General features: G+C 34.5%; 15 protein-coding genes. 13 read left to right on the top strand and 2 right to left on the bottom strand.

Translation table 11 applies throughout. The annotated features are described in order from the left end of the window. Window positions 1–26: 26 nt before the first annotated feature. The 10 genes from CLHUN_RS12560 to rfbB all read left to right on the top strand — a co-directional run bounded on the left by CLHUN_RS12560 (window position 27) and on the right by rfbB (window position 11,824). Window positions 27–1,052 carry a polysaccharide biosynthesis protein gene (locus tag CLHUN_RS12560; protein WP_080064942.1) on the top strand — a complete coding sequence of 342 codons (1,026 nt, stop codon included), beginning with the start codon at window positions 27–29 and terminating at the stop codon, window positions 1,050–1,052. Then, entirely contained in the window at window positions 1,034–2,158 is a 1,125-nt protein-coding gene (locus CLHUN_RS12555; RefSeq protein ID WP_340148336.1) for a polysaccharide biosynthesis C-terminal domain-containing protein, read from the top strand. The genes CLHUN_RS12560 and CLHUN_RS12555 overlap by 19 nt, the downstream gene beginning before the upstream one ends. Before the next feature lie 2 nt (window positions 2,159–2,160). Further along, window positions 2,161–3,288 (top strand): non-hydrolyzing UDP-N-acetylglucosamine 2-epimerase, encoded by a 1,128-nt coding sequence (gene wecB, locus CLHUN_RS12550; RefSeq protein ID WP_080064940.1) that lies wholly within the window; start codon window positions 2,161–2,163, stop codon window positions 3,286–3,288. Then, the gene (locus CLHUN_RS12545; protein ID WP_080064939.1) at window positions 3,288–4,508 is read left to right on the top strand and encodes a glycosyltransferase; all 1,221 of its coding nucleotides are present in this window, start codon (window positions 3,288–3,290) and stop codon (window positions 4,506–4,508) included. The genes wecB and CLHUN_RS12545 overlap by 1 nt, the downstream gene beginning before the upstream one ends. 78 nt (window positions 4,509–4,586) lie before the next feature. Continuing rightward, window positions 4,587–5,846 carry a glycosyltransferase family 4 protein gene (locus CLHUN_RS12540; protein WP_080064938.1) on the top strand — a complete coding sequence of 420 codons (1,260 nt, stop codon included), beginning with the start codon at window positions 4,587–4,589 and terminating at the stop codon, window positions 5,844–5,846. 50 nt (window positions 5,847–5,896) lie between these two features. Then, complete coding sequence (locus CLHUN_RS12535) at window positions 5,897–6,838, top strand: glycosyltransferase family 2 protein (RefSeq protein ID WP_165755742.1); 942 nt, start codon at window positions 5,897–5,899, stop codon at window positions 6,836–6,838. A gap of 221 nt (window positions 6,839–7,059) precedes the next feature. Further along, window positions 7,060–8,514: a lipopolysaccharide biosynthesis protein gene (locus tag CLHUN_RS12530; protein WP_080064936.1), complete on the top strand. Its 1,455-nt coding sequence runs from the start codon at window positions 7,060–7,062 to the stop codon at window positions 8,512–8,514. A gap of 239 nt (window positions 8,515–8,753) precedes the next feature. Further along, window positions 8,754–9,854, top strand: a complete 1,101-nt coding sequence (locus CLHUN_RS12525) for a DegT/DnrJ/EryC1/StrS family aminotransferase (protein ID WP_080065023.1) — start codon at window positions 8,754–8,756, stop codon at window positions 9,852–9,854. A gap of 24 nt (window positions 9,855–9,878) precedes the next feature. Continuing rightward, window positions 9,879–10,748: a glucose-1-phosphate thymidylyltransferase RfbA gene (gene rfbA / locus CLHUN_RS12520; RefSeq protein WP_080064935.1), complete on the top strand. Its 870-nt coding sequence runs from the start codon at window positions 9,879–9,881 to the stop codon at window positions 10,746–10,748. Between the two features lie 14 nt (window positions 10,749–10,762). Next, entirely contained in the window at window positions 10,763–11,824 is a 1,062-nt protein-coding gene (rfbB, locus tag CLHUN_RS12515) for a dTDP-glucose 4,6-dehydratase (RefSeq protein WP_080064934.1), read from the top strand. Window positions 11,825–11,862: 38 nt separating this feature from the next. On the opposite strand, the gene CLHUN_RS12510 is transcribed toward rfbB, so the two are convergent. Beyond that, the gene (locus CLHUN_RS12510) at window positions 11,863–13,071 is read right to left on the bottom strand and encodes a glycosyltransferase family 4 protein (RefSeq protein ID WP_080064933.1); all 1,209 of its coding nucleotides are present in this window, start codon (window positions 13,069–13,071) and stop codon (window positions 11,863–11,865) included. 33 nt (window positions 13,072–13,104) lie between these two features. Next, window positions 13,105–14,283 carry a DegT/DnrJ/EryC1/StrS family aminotransferase gene (locus tag CLHUN_RS12505; protein ID WP_080064932.1) on the bottom strand — a complete coding sequence of 393 codons (1,179 nt, stop codon included), beginning with the start codon at window positions 14,281–14,283 and terminating at the stop codon, window positions 13,105–13,107. 259 nt (window positions 14,284–14,542) lie between these two features. On the opposite strand from CLHUN_RS12505, the gene CLHUN_RS12500 reads away from it, so the two are divergent. From CLHUN_RS12500 to CLHUN_RS12490, 3 genes are read left to right on the top strand one after another with little or no spacing between them, the layout of a single operon-like run. Continuing rightward, window positions 14,543–15,181, top strand: a complete 639-nt coding sequence (locus CLHUN_RS12500; protein ID WP_080064931.1) for an acetyltransferase — start codon at window positions 14,543–14,545, stop codon at window positions 15,179–15,181. A 32-nt stretch (window positions 15,182–15,213) separates the two neighbouring features. After that, complete coding sequence (locus CLHUN_RS12495) at window positions 15,214–15,450, top strand: acyl carrier protein (protein WP_080064930.1); 237 nt, start codon at window positions 15,214–15,216, stop codon at window positions 15,448–15,450. Continuing rightward, complete coding sequence (locus tag CLHUN_RS12490; RefSeq protein WP_080064929.1) at window positions 15,434–16,192, top strand: SDR family NAD(P)-dependent oxidoreductase; 759 nt, start codon at window positions 15,434–15,436, stop codon at window positions 16,190–16,192. The genes CLHUN_RS12495 and CLHUN_RS12490 overlap by 17 nt, the downstream gene beginning before the upstream one ends. The last annotated feature ends 19 nt before the right edge of the window (window positions 16,193–16,211 follow it).

Raw genomic sequence — 16,211 nt, 5'->3', positions numbered from 1 at the left:
GTAGAAAAAACCAAGGAGACATAAACATGTTTAAAGATAAAACCATACTTATAACAGGTGGTACAGGATCTTTCGGAAATGCTGTACTTAAGAGATTCTTGAACACTGACATAGGTCAAATACGCATATTCTCCCGAGACGAAAAAAAACAAGATGATATGAGAAAAGAATATAGAAGCGAACAGATAAAGTATTATATTGGCGATGTACGTGATATTGCAAGCGTAAAAAATGCTATGTATGGTGTTGACTATATCTTTCATGCGGCTGCACTAAAACAGGTGCCATCTTGTGAATTTTTCCCCTTAGAGGCAGTAAAAACGAATGTGCTAGGAACAGATAATGTACTAACTGCTGCTATTGAAGCAGGCGTCAAAAAAGTAATATGTCTTTCAACAGATAAAGCCGCTTATCCAGTAAATGCAATGGGTACATCAAAGGCAATGATGGAAAAGGTTTTTGTTGCAAAGTCACGAACGGTGGATTCACAAAAAACTTCAATTTGCGGTACGCGTTATGGTAATGTTATGTGTTCCAGGGGAAGTGTGATTCCTTTGTTCATAGATCAGATAAAGTCCGGACAAGCTATGACAATTACAGAACCGGAAATGACAAGATTTATAATGAGCCTTGAAGAGGCGGTTGAATTAGTACTCTTTGCATTTAAAAATGCTGAAAGTGGAGATATAATGGTTCAAAAAGCTCCTGCATGCACAATTGGAGTACTGGCACAAGCAGTGCGGGAGTTATTTGACTACGAGAAAGATGTTAAGATCATTGGTATAAGGCACGGAGAAAAGATGTATGAAACCTTGCTTACAAATGAAGAATGTGAAAATGCAATTGATCTAGGCGGATTTTATAAGGTACCGGCAGATAATAGAGATTTAAATTATGATAAATATTTCATTGACGGGAATAAGGAAAGGTCGAAATTGACAGAGTATAACTCTAATAACACCAGGTTGCTTAATGTAGCAGAAGTAAAAGAAAAGCTTTTGACACTCCAGTACATTAGGGAGGAAATCGATGCTTGGAGATTAATAAAATGAAAATATTAGTTACTGGAGCTAGAGGGTTTATAGGTAAAAATCTTGTTACTCAGCTAAAAAATGAAGGGTTTTTAGAAATATATGAATATGATAAAGACTCCTGTAATGAATTTTTAGATGAATATACAACAAGGTGTGATTTTGTTTTTCATCTTGCAGGCATAAATAGGACACAAAGAGAAAAGGATTTTATTGAGGGAAATTGTGAGTTTACCTCTCAGTTATTGGAACTGCTTAAGAAAAATAAAAATAATTGTCCGATTGTAGTAACCTCATCTATTCAGGCAGAGCTTGATAATCCGTATGGAATAAGCAAAAAGGCTGCAGAAGAGATTTTATTGCAATATAGCAATGATAGGTGCATAAAAGTGTTTATTTATAGATTGCAAAATGTTTTTGGTAAGTGGTGTAAACCAAATTATAACAGTGTTGTGGCGACATTCTGCAACAATATAGCAAGTGGTTTGCCTATTGTAATAAATAATGCAGAAACTGAACTACAGCTAGTTTATATAGATGATGTTGTTAAAGAATTTATAAAAGTATTAAAAAATTGGGGAAATAGCCGTGATGGATATTGTTCTATAGAACCTATTTACAATATAAAGCTGGGAGCATTATCTGAATTGTTATATTCATTTAAGGAAATTCGCAGTAGCAAGTATATCCCAGACATGTCAGATCAATTTGTAAAAAAACTGTATAGCACTTATTTAAGCTACCTTCCTGAAGACAAGTTCAGTTATGCTTTAAAGATGAATGTAGATAATAGAGGATCGTTTACCGAGTTTATAAAAACTCCGGACAGGGGACAAGTTTCTATAAATATTTCAAAGCCTGGGATTACCAAAGGCAACCATTGGCATCATACAAAAAACGAAAAATTTCTAGTTGTTAGTGGAGAGGGCGTTATTAAGTTCAGAAAAATTTATTGCCAAGAAATTATTGAGTATTATGTAAGCGGAAATAAGTTAGAAGTTATAGATATTCCCCCAGGGTATATCCATAAGATTATCAATTTGGGCGAGACAGACATGGTAACAGTTATGTGGGCAAATGAGTATTTTGATCCGGAAAGGCCGGACACATATGTTTCGGAGGTTTAAAGATGCAAAAGCTTAAGGTTGTGACGGTTGTTGGAACAAGGCCTGAAATTATCAGGCTGTCGGCGGTTATAAATAGACTTAATAATTCAGAGTCCATAGAACACATTTTGGTACATACTGGCCAAAATTATGATTACGAGTTAAATGAAGTATTTTTTAAAGATTTTGGCTTGAAAAAGCCAGATTATTTTCTTGATGCAGCAACAGGTACAGCAGTTGAAACTATTGGGAACATCCTTGTAAAAATCGAACCAATACTTGAAAAAGAAAATCCAAATGCATTTTTAGTACTCGGAGATACAAATAGTTGTTTAGCTGCAATAGCTGCAAAAAGAAGGCATATCCCGATTTTCCATATGGAGGCTGGAAATAGATGCTTTGACCAAAGAGTACCTGAAGAAACAAACAGGAAGATTGTAGATCACATATCAGATATTAATTTGACATATAGTGACATTGCAAGAGAATATTTGTTAAGGGAAGGCTTTCCGGCGGATAGAATCGTAAAAACCGGAAGCCCTATGTTTGAAGTCATAAACTCAAACATAGAAGATATAGAAAAGTCAGATGTTTTGAAAAGACTTAGCCTGGAGGAGGGCCAATATTTTGTAGTTTCAGCCCACAGAGAGGAAAATATAAGCTCTGATAAAAATTTTAAAGATTTGGTTGAAAGTATAAATGCGGTAGCAGAAAGATATAATCTTCCAATAATATTTAGCACCCATCCGAGAACAAGAAAAAGGATAGAGCAACAAGGAATCAAATTCAATTCTTTGGTTTCGCTAATGAAGCCTCATGGATTTATTGATTATGTTAAATTACAGATGAAGGCTAAGGCAACATTAAGTGATAGCGGAACTATAAGTGAGGAGTCTTCAATTCTTGGATTTAAAGCACTGAATCTGAGACAAGCGCATGAAAGGCCGGAAGCTATGGAAGAGACGGCTGTAATGATGGTCGGGCTGGATAAGGATAGGATAATGCAGGGATTAGAAATACTGGAATCAGGTGGAGATAAACACTTTAGAAAAGTTGCGGATTACTGTATGCCTAATGTTTCGGAGAAAGTGCTTAGATTACTTATTTCTTATACCGACTATGTAAATAGAGTAGTTTGGGGGAAATATTAATGAAAAAAAACTTTCTGGTTTTTGGCTTTGCTGTTCCAGATAGCGAATTGGAAGATATATTAACAAATGATAGATTTCCGGCCATTCAAACCCACAGGTTTAATTGGAATTTAATTAAAAGCTTGGAGGCTAGGGATATTTTTAATTTTACATATATTTCAGCAAGGCCTGTTTCTGATTATCCCTATTTTTCGAGAAAAAAAGTTAAAGGAAATAGTTGGACGGTTAACATTTGTAATAAAGAAATAAATATATGTGAGATTCCATTTTTGAATTTTGGTCTGCTAAAAATAATCTCAAGGTTTTTATCAGCTTTTTACTATGGGTTAAAAAAGTATAAAGGGATTGATAACAAAGGTGGTGTAATTGTATATTCCGTTCATGTCCCGTTTATGGTAACAGGGTATATCATTTCAAAAATATTCAATATTGACTATATTGGTGTTTGGACTGATATGCCGTCAGTTAGGAACAGCAGAGAAAGCTTTTTGAAATCAAAGCTGAGAACAGCAGAGTTTTTAGTCTCTAAATTTTTTATGAGGCATGCATCTAAGGTTATAGTACTGACTAAGTATTTAGCAGAAGATTTTGCCCCAGACAGACCTTATTTGGTTATCGAAGGAATAATAGATGAAAATGATATTCCCGTTACTAAGCCGGAAAAGGCAGACGGAAAATTTACCAAAGTTCTTTATACCGGAGCTGTTAGTCGACAATATGGAATAAATAATATTGTTGAAGGATTTAACTTAATAAAAGACGAAGATATAGTACTGGAGATATATGGTTGCGGAGACTATGAAGAAGAGCTTAAGCATATTTGTTCTTTAAATAAAAGAATTAGTTTTAATGGCTTTGTTTCAAATGAAAGAGTATTAGAAATTCAAAGAGGTGCTGATTTCCTGATTAATGCTCGTTCAGATGAGGATGAATATGTAAAATACTCATTTCCTTCAAAAACATTAGAATATATGCTTTCTGGTACTCCAATCATTACTACGATGCTGCCAGGGATACCAAAGGAATATGAAAACTATGTCATACTTTTGGAGAATAACAGACCTGAAACAATATATAAAAGGCTAAAACAAATAATGAACATGCCTCAACAAGAGAGAACTGAAATTGGAAGAAAGGCTGAAAAATTCGCAAGAAGTAAGAGATATCAAGATCAAGGAGAAAAAATTAATAATTTTCTAAAAAATAATTTAAAAGAATGATAAGTAAATAGTGTTGTGCATAACAAGAAATTATACTTTATCATATTTCTTAGAATGGATGTAAGGGGAACTTATCATATGAAAATTTTATGGTTGATTAATATACCTTTACCTGAAGCAAGTTTATTAATGAACGAGAAGCCTATTCAGTTAGGTGGATGGCTAATGAGTACCTCTCAACTGTTATCCGGTATTGAGGGAGTGGAATTGTCAATTGCATTTCCTAAAAAAGGGATTAATGGTTATAAAAAATTATTTGGACAAAATATAAAATATTATGTATTTCAAGAGGTAAGAGACAATAATAAAAAAATGCTGTTTTTAAATCCTGTGTTTATGGAAATTATTAATGATTCAGATCCTGATATCGTGCATATACATGGGACTGAAATGGCACAATCGTTATCAATGCTTAATACATGTAACAATAAAAAAGTCAGCACTGTTGTGTCAATTCAGGGGATGGTATCAATTATCGCCAAGCATGTTTTGGCGGATTTGCCTGTAAAAGTCATTTATTCCCGTACTCTTAGAAATATAATATTGAGGGACAGTGTAATTGGGTTAAGGAAAATATTTATAAACAGGGGCAAAAATGAAATTGAGACAATAAAAAAAGCTGGACATATTATTGGACGAACTACATGGGATAAAGCCTGCTGTTCTCAAATTAATCCGGGCGCAAAATATTATTGTTGTAATGAGACATTAAGAAATGAATTTTATAATCATACATGGAGTATTGATTATTGTGAGAAATACTCCATTTTTTTAAGCCAGGGACACTATCCGGTTAAAGGACTGCATTATGTTATTGAAGCATTATCAATTATATTGAAAGAGTTCCCTGATACTAAAATCTATATAGGAGGTAAAAATATACTAAAGGGCTCATCATTAAAAAGTACTTTATCTTTAACGTATTATAATAAATATATTAAAAAATTAATAAAAAAATACAACGTAGAAAGTAATGTTGTATTTACTGGTCATTTAGATGAAAAGCAAATGTGCGAACATTATTTAAAGGCCAATGTATTTGTTTCAGCATCCACAATTGAAAATGAATCAAATTCCCTGAGTGAAGCAAAATTATTAGGGGTTCCTTGTGTGGCTTCATATGTAGGTGGAGTAATAGATAGAATTAATCACGAAGTAGACGGGTACTTATATCAGCATGATGCACCATATATGTTGGCGTATTATGTATGTGAAATTTTCAGAAATCAGGAGATAGCACTTAAATTTTCAGCAAACGCGAGAGAGCATGCATTAAAAGTCAATAACGGGAAGGAAAACCTTGATACACTTTTAAGCATATATAATGAAATATGCTGAGTTTTTAATATTCAGAACTTACTATAGCTTATTATATGGAGGAACTAAATTTGGAAGAGTATAAAGTGATGGTGAGTGTTGCTTTAATTGTATATAATCACGAAAAATACCTACGACAAGCCATTGAAAGTATTCTGATGCAGAAAGTAAACTTTGAATACCAAATAATAGTTGGCGAAGATAAATCAACAGACAGTTCCAGGGAAATTCTGCTTGAGTATAAAGAGAAGTATCCTGATAAATTTATATTGATTTTTAATGAACAAAATATTGGCGGGACTAAGAATAGCTATAATATTTTTCAAAAGGCTGATGGGAAATATATTGCTTGCCTGGAGGGCGATGATTATTGGATTGATGAGTATAAGCTTCAAAAACAGGTTGATTTTCTTGAAAAGAATGGTGAATATTTAGGAGTCAGCCATATTATTGAAGCAAGAGATCTCGAAGGGAGATACTTATCAAGATATCCAAAATCACGAAGAATCGTTGGTAAAGATGTAACGAGTGACTTGTTTCTCAGGGGCCATTACTTTTCGGCAGTAGCCACAGTTTACAGGAATATTTATTTAAATAAATATTTTGATTTTTCAATATTATATAAAGCGCATAAATATATTGGGGATCTAACATTGTGTATGCTGTTACTGGATAACGGCAAAATTAGAATTTTAGATGAAGTGATGTCAGTATATAGGTGCAGAAGCATAGAAGGGGAGAGTAATTATAATTCCTTGAGAAATCCCATACAACAATATAATGACCACATATTGTTGATAAATGCCATAAATGAGCACTTTAAATATAAATATGATTTTACACGAGAATATTTAGAACGCTCTATTTCTGTATTTATCTACGCTATAAGGTATAATGAATTTAGAAACTTTTTATCTTCCCTTAAGTTAATTCCTAATAGGACAATAGTTATGTTTGCTTTATTGCTACCACTGTTATCTGTTAAAAAGGTAATAAAAAAAATATTTTCTTAAAGAAGTGTTAAAGGCTTTGGAGGCGGCATGTATAATAAGAACTTTAAATATTTACATATAATGTGTATGAACTCTAGGTATATTGAGCGTGGAAAAGCGGTTTCAAGCTTTGTTAGATAAAAAAGCATTAGTGATATATGGAAAATGCGTGGAAGAACTGGACAGAATTCTTAAAAATGCTATTTCAGATTAGTTACAAGATGGAAGGTTAATAAGATAATATGAGCAATCAAATAACAAGGGATAAAATAGTAATATCACTTTTATGGAGGATTTTGGAGAGGGGCGGTACTCAGGGGGTGCAATTTCTCGTACAGATAATATTAGCCAGAATTCTGTTGCCTGAAGAATATGGTGTCATTGCCCTGGTCTCCCTTTTTACAATAATTGCCAATGTATTTGTACAAAGTGGCTTAAATACTGCTCTTATACAGAAGAAAGATGCAGATGATACTGATTTTTCTTCTGTATTTTATTTAAGTGTTGTAATGGCAGGGGTTGTATATACAGTTCTTTTTTTTATCTCTCCTGTAATAGCTTCTTTTTATAATGAACCAGAACTTATTCCTGTGTTAAGAATATTATCAACAGCTTTATTTTTAGGGGCATTCAACTCCATTCAAAATGCCATAATTGCTAGAAATATGCAATTTAAAATGCTATTTTATAGTAGTTTAATATCAACCATGGTTTCCGGGGCAATTGGCATAGCTATGGCATATATGAACTTCGGTGTATGGGCTTTGGTAGCCCAGCAAATCATAAATCAATTTACTGTTGCAGTCGTTCTTTGGTTTACTGTTAAGTGGAGGCCAAAGTTAATATTTTCCATAGATAGAGTCAGAGGTCTTTACTCATTTGGCTGGAAACTATTAGCAGCGTCTTTGCTGGATAATTTTTACACAAATGTTCGAAGTCTGATTATTGGAAAAATGTACAATGCAGAGATGCTGGCTTATTATAATAGAGGAGAACAATTTCCATCACTAATTATATCTAATATTGATACATCAATACAGTCAGTAATGTTTCCGACACTGGCCCAACAGCAGGATAATAAACAAAGAGTAAAAGATATGATGAGGCGTTCCATAATAACCAGTACCTTTTTAATATTCCCATTAATGGTCGGTTTAGCTGTCATTGCTAAACCGCTAATAATTGTTTTGCTGACGGATAAATGGGTACCAAGTGTTTCATTTCTCCAGATATCTTGTGCCGTGTATGCTTTATATCCGGTGCATCAAGCTAACTTACAGGCAATTAATGCATTAGGGAGAAGTGATATTGTTTTAAAACTGGAAATAATAAAAAAAATAATAGGAGTAATAATTCTCGTTATCACAGTTTTTTATGGGGTATATGCAATAGCACTCGGTATGTTGCTTGTCGGTATAATATGTACTTTTTTAAATGCTTATCCAAACTTAAAATTATTAAACTATAGCTACAAAGAGCAGTTGAAGGATATTATGCCTGCGTTGGGATTATCTTTGATTATGGGAATCGCAGCTTATTGTGTAAACTTTCTGAATCTATTTATGGTATTAACCTTGGTACTTCAAGTTATAATTGGAGTTGTAGTTTATTTTTTCATGGCGTATATATTGAGGCTGGAATGTTTTACATATCTTCTTTCAGCTATAAGAGACATCTATAAAAAAGGGATGTCCTAAGGCTACATTGAAAAATGTACTTTAAATATTCTGACATAACCAACTCTTACATGGGATAAGAGCTATTTAATTAATTGGTCATGTGATTGGATAAAAGTGAATAATATAAAATTCAATCAGTGTTTGGGCTGACTCAGAACTTGTAAAAGAGATGATTAAGAACTCATGCTGTTTATACAAATAGTTCGGTGAAAATAACAGAAAACTCAGAAAAAGTGAGGTCTTCAGTGGAAAAACCAATGAAAAAACCAATACAGGTAACCAAATCTTCAATGCCGGAATTTGAAGAATATATTCACGAAATAAAAGATATATGGGATAGCCGTTGGCTGACGAATATGGGTGTAAAACATAGAAAACTTCAAGAAAAGTTAGCCAAATACTTGAATGTCGAAAATGTCATTCTTTTTTCTAATGGGCATTTGGCATTGGAAAGTGCAATAGCGGCTTTGGAACTTAAAGGAGAAGTTATAACAACACCATTTACTTTTGTCTCTACGACACATGCTATAGTCAGAAATGGTTTAAGGCCGGTATTTTGTGATATTAGTCAAGCTGACTATACGATTGATACTGATAAGCTGGAAAGCCTGATTACAGAAAACACCTGTGCAATAGTACCTGTGCATGTATATGGCAATATATGCAACATAAAAGATATTGACAGGATTGCAAAAAAGTATAATTTAAAGGTTATTTATGATGCGGCACATGCTTTTGGAGTTACTGTTGAAGGACAAGGAGTTGCAAGTTTTGGTGATATTTCAATGTTCAGCTTTCATGCAACAAAGGTTTTTCATACTATAGAGGGGGGAGCCGTTACATTTAAGGATAAAACATTAAATGAGAAAATAAATGCCTTAAAGAACTTTGGTATTACTGGGGCGGAGTCAGTTGAATATATTGCAGGTAATGCTAAAATGAATGAATTTCAAGCTGCCATGGGTATCTGTAATTTACGTAATTTAGATAATGAAATTAATAAAAGACGGTTAATTGTTGAGCGATATCGGGAAAGGCTCCATGGTATTGACGGAATAAAGCTAGTTCAACCACAGGCTGGGGTTAATAGCAATTATGCATATTTCCCCATAGTATTTTCTGGTCGGGCATTAATACGGGATGATATATTTGATAGATTAAAGGCTCAGGGGATATTCGCCAGAAAGTATTTCTATCCGCTTACCAATACGTTTGAGTGTTACAGGTATCAATATGATGCTGAAAGTACACCAATTGCAAGATATATATCAGAACGGGTACTTACTTTACCGCTTTATGCGGATTTAGAGTTTGATGATGTAGATAGAATATGCAATATAATTATTAATAGAGTATGAAATACCAATAATGGGGGTGGCAGTATGAAAGGTATTATCCTGGCAGGCGGAAAAGGGACACGCCTATATCCGATAACACAAGTGGTATCTAAGCAATTGTTACCGATTTATGATAAACCATTAATTTATTATCCACTGTCAGTATTATTACTTGCTGGAATCAAGGAAATTTTGGTCATATCAACGCCAGAAGATATACACTTGTATCAAAGGCTACTGGGTGATGGTTCGAAACTTGGTGTTATTTTTTGTTATAAAGTTCAGGAAACTCCAAGGGGTCTTGCAGATGCGTTCATAATCGGGGAAGATTTTATTGGAGAGGATAATGTTTGTCTTATATTAGGGGATAATGTGTTTTATGGGCAGGACTTAACGAGGGTGCTTAATCAAGCCAAGTCGGTAAAAACCGGTGCCACAGTATTTGGATACCCAGTAAAGGATGCGCGTTCTTTTGGTGTTGTGGAGTTTAGCAAAGATAATAAAGTAATCTCTATTGAAGAAAAGCCTCAAAATCCAAAATCAAATTATGCAGTTCCCGGTTTATATTTTTATGATAATAGGGTTGTTGAAATCGCTAAAAACGTCAAACCCTCTGACCGAGGTGAAATAGAAATAACATCCGTTAATAACGTATATTTAAAAAATGGTGAGCTGAATGTAATGCTACTTGGCCGGGGCATGGCATGGCTGGATACCGGAACACCTGAAGGTATTCTTAAAGCTGCGGAGTACGTTGAGGCGGTTCAATCAAGGCAGGGATTTTATATTGCCTGTTTAGAGGAAATTGCATGGCGCCGGGGATTCATTAGCCGGGAGCAACTAATGGCTGTAGGGGAGAGCTTTAGTATGACAGACTACGGGCAATATATTTTATCGTTAGTTAATAACATTTAGAGGAGAAGGGTAATATGAAAAACTTATTAGTTACAGGCGGTGCTGGTTTCATAGGTAGCAATTTTGTTAAAATGATGTTAAAAAAACATCCTGATTATAAAATCATAAATGTCGATGTGTTAACCTATGCCGGTAATATATGTAACTTAAGAGAAGTAGAGGGGGCGCACAATTACAAATTTATAAAGGCTGATATAAGAGACAGGGAAGCAATTGACAAAGTATTTAAGGGAAATGATATCACAGATGTTGTCAACTTTGCGGCTGAAAGTCATGTTGACAGAAGTATAGTTGAACCGGAAATATTTTTAACAACAAATATAATGGGTACTCAAGTGTTACTTGAAGCCGCTAAAAATTACTGGAAGATTAATCCCGGAGATAAATACTGCAAAAAGTACAAATCTGGAGTCAAATTTTTGCAGGTATCTACAGATGAGGTCTATGGGGCACTAGGAAGGAGTGGAAAGTTCGTCGAGACTATGCCTTTACAGCCAAATAGTCCGTATTCTGCTTCTAAGGCCAGTGCGGATCTGATGGTTAGGGCATATCATGAGACGTTTGCCTTGCCGATAAATATTACCCGCTGTAGTAATAATTATGGGCCCAACCAGTTTCCTGAGAAGTTGATTCCACTAATGATAAACAATTGTATAAATGATAAGGAGCTGCCGGTTTATGGAGACGGAATGCAAATCAGAGACTGGCTGCATGTATTTGACCATTGTTCAGCAATTGATACAGTGGTGCACAAGGGAATAAACGGTGAGATTTATAATATTGGGGGGAATAATGAGAGGCCCAATATAGAAATTGTAAAACTTATCTTAAAATCATTGAATAAGCCGGAAAAGCTTATAAAGTATGTACAGGATAGGCCTGGACATGACAGGAGATATGCCATAGATAATTCAAAAATTACAACTCAACTGGGATGGTGCCCGGAATATTCTTTTGAGGTTGGAATCATTGATACTATACAGTGGTATTTAAAAAACCATGATTGGGTAAAAAATATACTAAATGGAGAATATTTAAATTATTATAGCCAGATGTATACAAATATACTTAAATGATTAGAACTGATTAGCAACATGGTCGTTTATATCAGATATTATGTAGTGAAGTGCTTTAAAATTATGTCACAGGAGGTCTTAACAGTATAGTTTTCCAGCAGGTAATTTCTTGCATTGATGCCTAGTAATTTAAGCGCGTCCTTATCAGAAACTATAGAGTTAATTATACTATTAAAAGAATCTAAATCTTCACTTTCACACCAGTATCCAAAATTGCCATCTTGAATTATTCTGCCTATATCTGTATTTTTATCGGTAGCTGCTATAACAGGCAACGAATACTGCATATATGATAAGAGTCTGGAAGGGAAATTAGGTATGGTAAACCTCCTGTCTAAAAAGATTAATCCGGCATCACAGGCTTGCACAAGAGCATCATACTCTTTCTTTGGCAAATGTTCGAGTAGTAGAGTGTTATTAATATCATACTGTTTTATATTTTGTCTTATACTACCATATTCAGTACCTGAACCAACAATAATAAAGAAAACTTTCCTATTGTCTTTTTGAGATTTTATTATATCAAACAAAAAATGTATTCCTTGTGGTTTTCCCAAGTTACCGCCATATAAAAATATGGTTGCCTCTGATGAAATGTTATATTTTTTTCTTAACAATTGTTTGTCTTTATCATTAATTGGATTATTATCTGGATAAATGCTATTAGGGCATACTTCCACGATTTTATTTTTCAAAAATGGATTATTCTGCAGGAGGTATTTCACATTATTGGGTGACATACAGCCTATAAAATCTGATTGACAGTATAAACTGATTTCCTTATTTCTGAATAACCTGTATAATAAGGAGTTCTTCTTGAGCAATCCTAAATCAACAGCATTTTGAGGGAAAATATCCTTTAGAAGTAAATATGTTTTGACGGAGCTACTTTTTTTAAAAAACTTAATGAGGCTATTAAAAGTTACAGGCGGAGTAGAGTATATTAACAAATCAAAGTTTATATTCTCATAATACTTATTTATGGCACTTTTAAACTGCCTTTCCAAAAGAATCGAAGAAATACCTTTTTCAAAAAAATTAGTTTTTGTAAGGTTACCGGTCTTAACTCTTAAGACACTAATACCATTTTTATAGCCTAGAGTTGTTTTCTTTCTATGTCTCCTTTCGCAGGAAGTAACTACATATACTTTGTTTTCCCTTTCAGATAATTCCTGCATCAGGTCAGTATATAAATTTGTATCCTCAGCGCTCTCAGGATAGGCAATTGTTAAAAATAATATATTCAATGAAACCTTTCCTTCCCTATAATAATCAATAGTTTATTTAACTTTGAAGGCCGATCTGACTAAATCAATAACATAATCCTGCTCTTGAGCGGTCATATCGGTGCCTGACGGCAGGCACACACCAGTATCAAAGAGAGTAGCCGAAATATCGGTATCATCCTTATAACTGAAATATGAAGTACTCTCGAATACCGGCTGAAGATGCATCGGTTTCCATAAAGGACGAGATTCTACATTGCCGCCGGAAAGCTTGCTGATGATTTCAATTGGCAGTACTTTTGAGGCTTTATCCAAAGTAAAAACTGAAAGCCAATAATTAGGCTCTCCTTTCTTAAAAATAGGCATCATTTTTATCTCTTCAATATCAGCAAATGCTTCTTGATATTTGCGGTAAATTTCCTTCTTCCTGGAAAATTTCTTATCTAAAAATGTCATCTGTCCCAAGCCAATACCTGCACAAATATTTGACATTCTATAATTATAGCCTACTTCCTTGTGTTCATAATAAAGTTCAGGTTCTCTTGATTGAGTGGCCCAGAACTTCATTTTATTGATGGCATCAACGTCATCAGAGACAGCCATTCCACCACCCGAAGTTGTAATAATCTTATTTCCATTAAAAGAAAAAACTCCAATGTGGCCAAATGAACCACATTTCCCTTTATTAACTGTTTTGCAGTCAGTATTACTGCCACTATTACCATATGAAGCACCAAGTGCTTCAGCAGAGTCTTCAATAACCGGAACCTTGTAATAATCACATATTGAAAGAAGATTATCATAGTCGGCTGTTTGACCATACAAATCGACTATTATTACGGCCTTTGGAAGTTTCCCACAAGTTTTGGACCAGTGAAAGGCCTTTTCAAGAGCTTGGGAGGACATATTCCAACTATCAGGCTCACTGTCAATAAATACGGGCGTGGCTTTTTCATATGCTATGGGATTACAACTTCCTGAAAAGGTAAGGCTTGAACAGAAAACAAGGTCTCCCTGCTGAATACCAAAATATTTAAGTGCAAGATGTATCGCTGCTGTTCCTGATGATAAAGCTAGTCCATATTTTACACCAACGTATGAGCTGATTTCTTTTTCCAAAGCATCCACATTAGGTCCTAAAGGGGCAATCCAGTTTGAATCGAAGGCCTTCTGAATGTATTTCAACTCATTTCCACTCATATGTGGAGGAGAAAGATAAATGCGGTTGTCCATTTTTTGCCTCACCTCTTCTATTTTGTACTTTAACATTATAGCACTAAATATTTGATAAATTCTATAACAATTGCATTATGTACATATAAAATAAATTGAATTTTTTGATATAATAATATTTGTTCCATAAACCCGCCTTAAGAAGAACAAGTAAGCTTAAATTGTAGACGCTTTGGCTATTGTTTGATACCAGAAGCTTTATTTTTCTGAATAAAGGCTATATAATGAGATGAAAGATATTTATATATGAGGTACAAAGATGAAGGATATAGTAATATACGGTGCTGGCGGACTAGGGCGTGAAGTACTATGGATGATTAAAAATATAAACAAACAGAAAAATACATGGAATGTGTTAGGCTTTATTGTTGATTACAAAGAATCTTGGGGAGAAGAGGTAGCGGGTTTTAAAGTTCTTGGGGGGAGTCAATGGATTGAAGACTACAATAAAGAACTGTTTGTTACTTGCGCAATTGGTAAGAGCAGTGTAAGAAAGTTGATATACGAAAAAGTATCCCAAATAGAACATGTACACCTTGCGACACTGATAGATCCGACGGTAAGGGTTGATGAATCAGTTCAGGTTGGTGAGGGAAGCATTATTTGTTATAATAGCATTATTACAGTTGATATAAATATCGGTAAGGGAGTTTTGCTCAATACAGGCGCTTCAGTAGGTCATGATGCGAGTATCGGGGATTATTGTACAATGTTTACAAACTCCATGGCGGCTGGTAATACCTTATTAGAAGAAGGCTGCGAAATAGGCTCTGGAGCTTTTATTTTACAGGGCATAAAAGTATGTTCCGGTACTGTCGTAGCTCCTGTTTCATCTGTGCTCAATAACATTACCGAAACTGGTACCTATGTTGGAAATCCTGCCCGGAGAATGAGATAAAAGAATAAATTATCGAAAGGATAAAAAATGATATGAATAGCATTGAAAAGTATAACGAAGCATTTAAGCAAGTACTTGGAGTAAAGGAAGAGCAATTAGATAATTTGGAATATCAAAGTATTAAAGAGTGGGATTCTGTTGGCCACATGGCGCTCATGGCATCCCTTGAAGAGACCTATGACATAATGATGGACACGGATGATATAATTGATTTTAACTCTTATACAAAAGGTAAGGAGATTTTAAAGAAGTATGACATTGAGTTCTAAGCTACTTGACAAAAAAACCGCAGTTATAACCGGCTGCTTGAAGGGAATTGGCAAATCGACAATGGAACTGTTTGCCGAAAATGGTGCAGATATTTTTGCATGTTTTCAATATGAATCAGAGGGTATTTCTGAGCATATAAGACAACTACAGGATTATTATGCCATTAATATAACTCCTCTGTATTTTGATATGTGTAATACGGATGAAATCAAGGCAGCAGTGAGGCAAATTCAAGCATCCAAGAAAAGGATAGATGTTCTGGTTAATATTGCCGGTATGACTCAGGATGCACTTTTCCATATGATAACAATGGATAGTATGAAAAAGATCTTTGAGGTAAACTTTTTTTCACAGATGTATTTAACCCAGTATATTACTAAACTTATGCTGAAAAATAAATCGGGATCTGTTATAAACATATCGAGTATATCTGCACTTGATGGAAATCCTGGACAACTTTCATATTCTGCATCGAAAGCGGCGATGGTTGCTGCTACGAAAACTTTGTCCTCTGAGCTGGCTCCGTCTGGAGTCCGGGTTAATGCTGTCGCTCCTGGTGTTATAAAAACAGAAATGACAGAGAAATTGCCAGAAGAAGCTATAAAGAGATTGATGAGTAAAAGCAGCGTAAAACACTTTGGACTTCCTGAAGATGTTGCAGGGTTAATCTTGTTTCTTGCGTCCGATATGTCCTCTTATATTACTGGTCAGGTTATCAGGGTTGACGGCGGAATAGGCTAATAGTAATAAATAACAAGGA

The organism is Ruminiclostridium hungatei, assembly GCF_002051585.1.
Taxonomy (GTDB): Bacteria; Bacillota; Clostridia; order Acetivibrionales; family DSM-1351; genus Ruminiclostridium; species Ruminiclostridium hungatei.
Note: the sequence above shows the minus strand (reverse complement) of the source record. Positions and strands in the feature narration are given on the sequence as shown.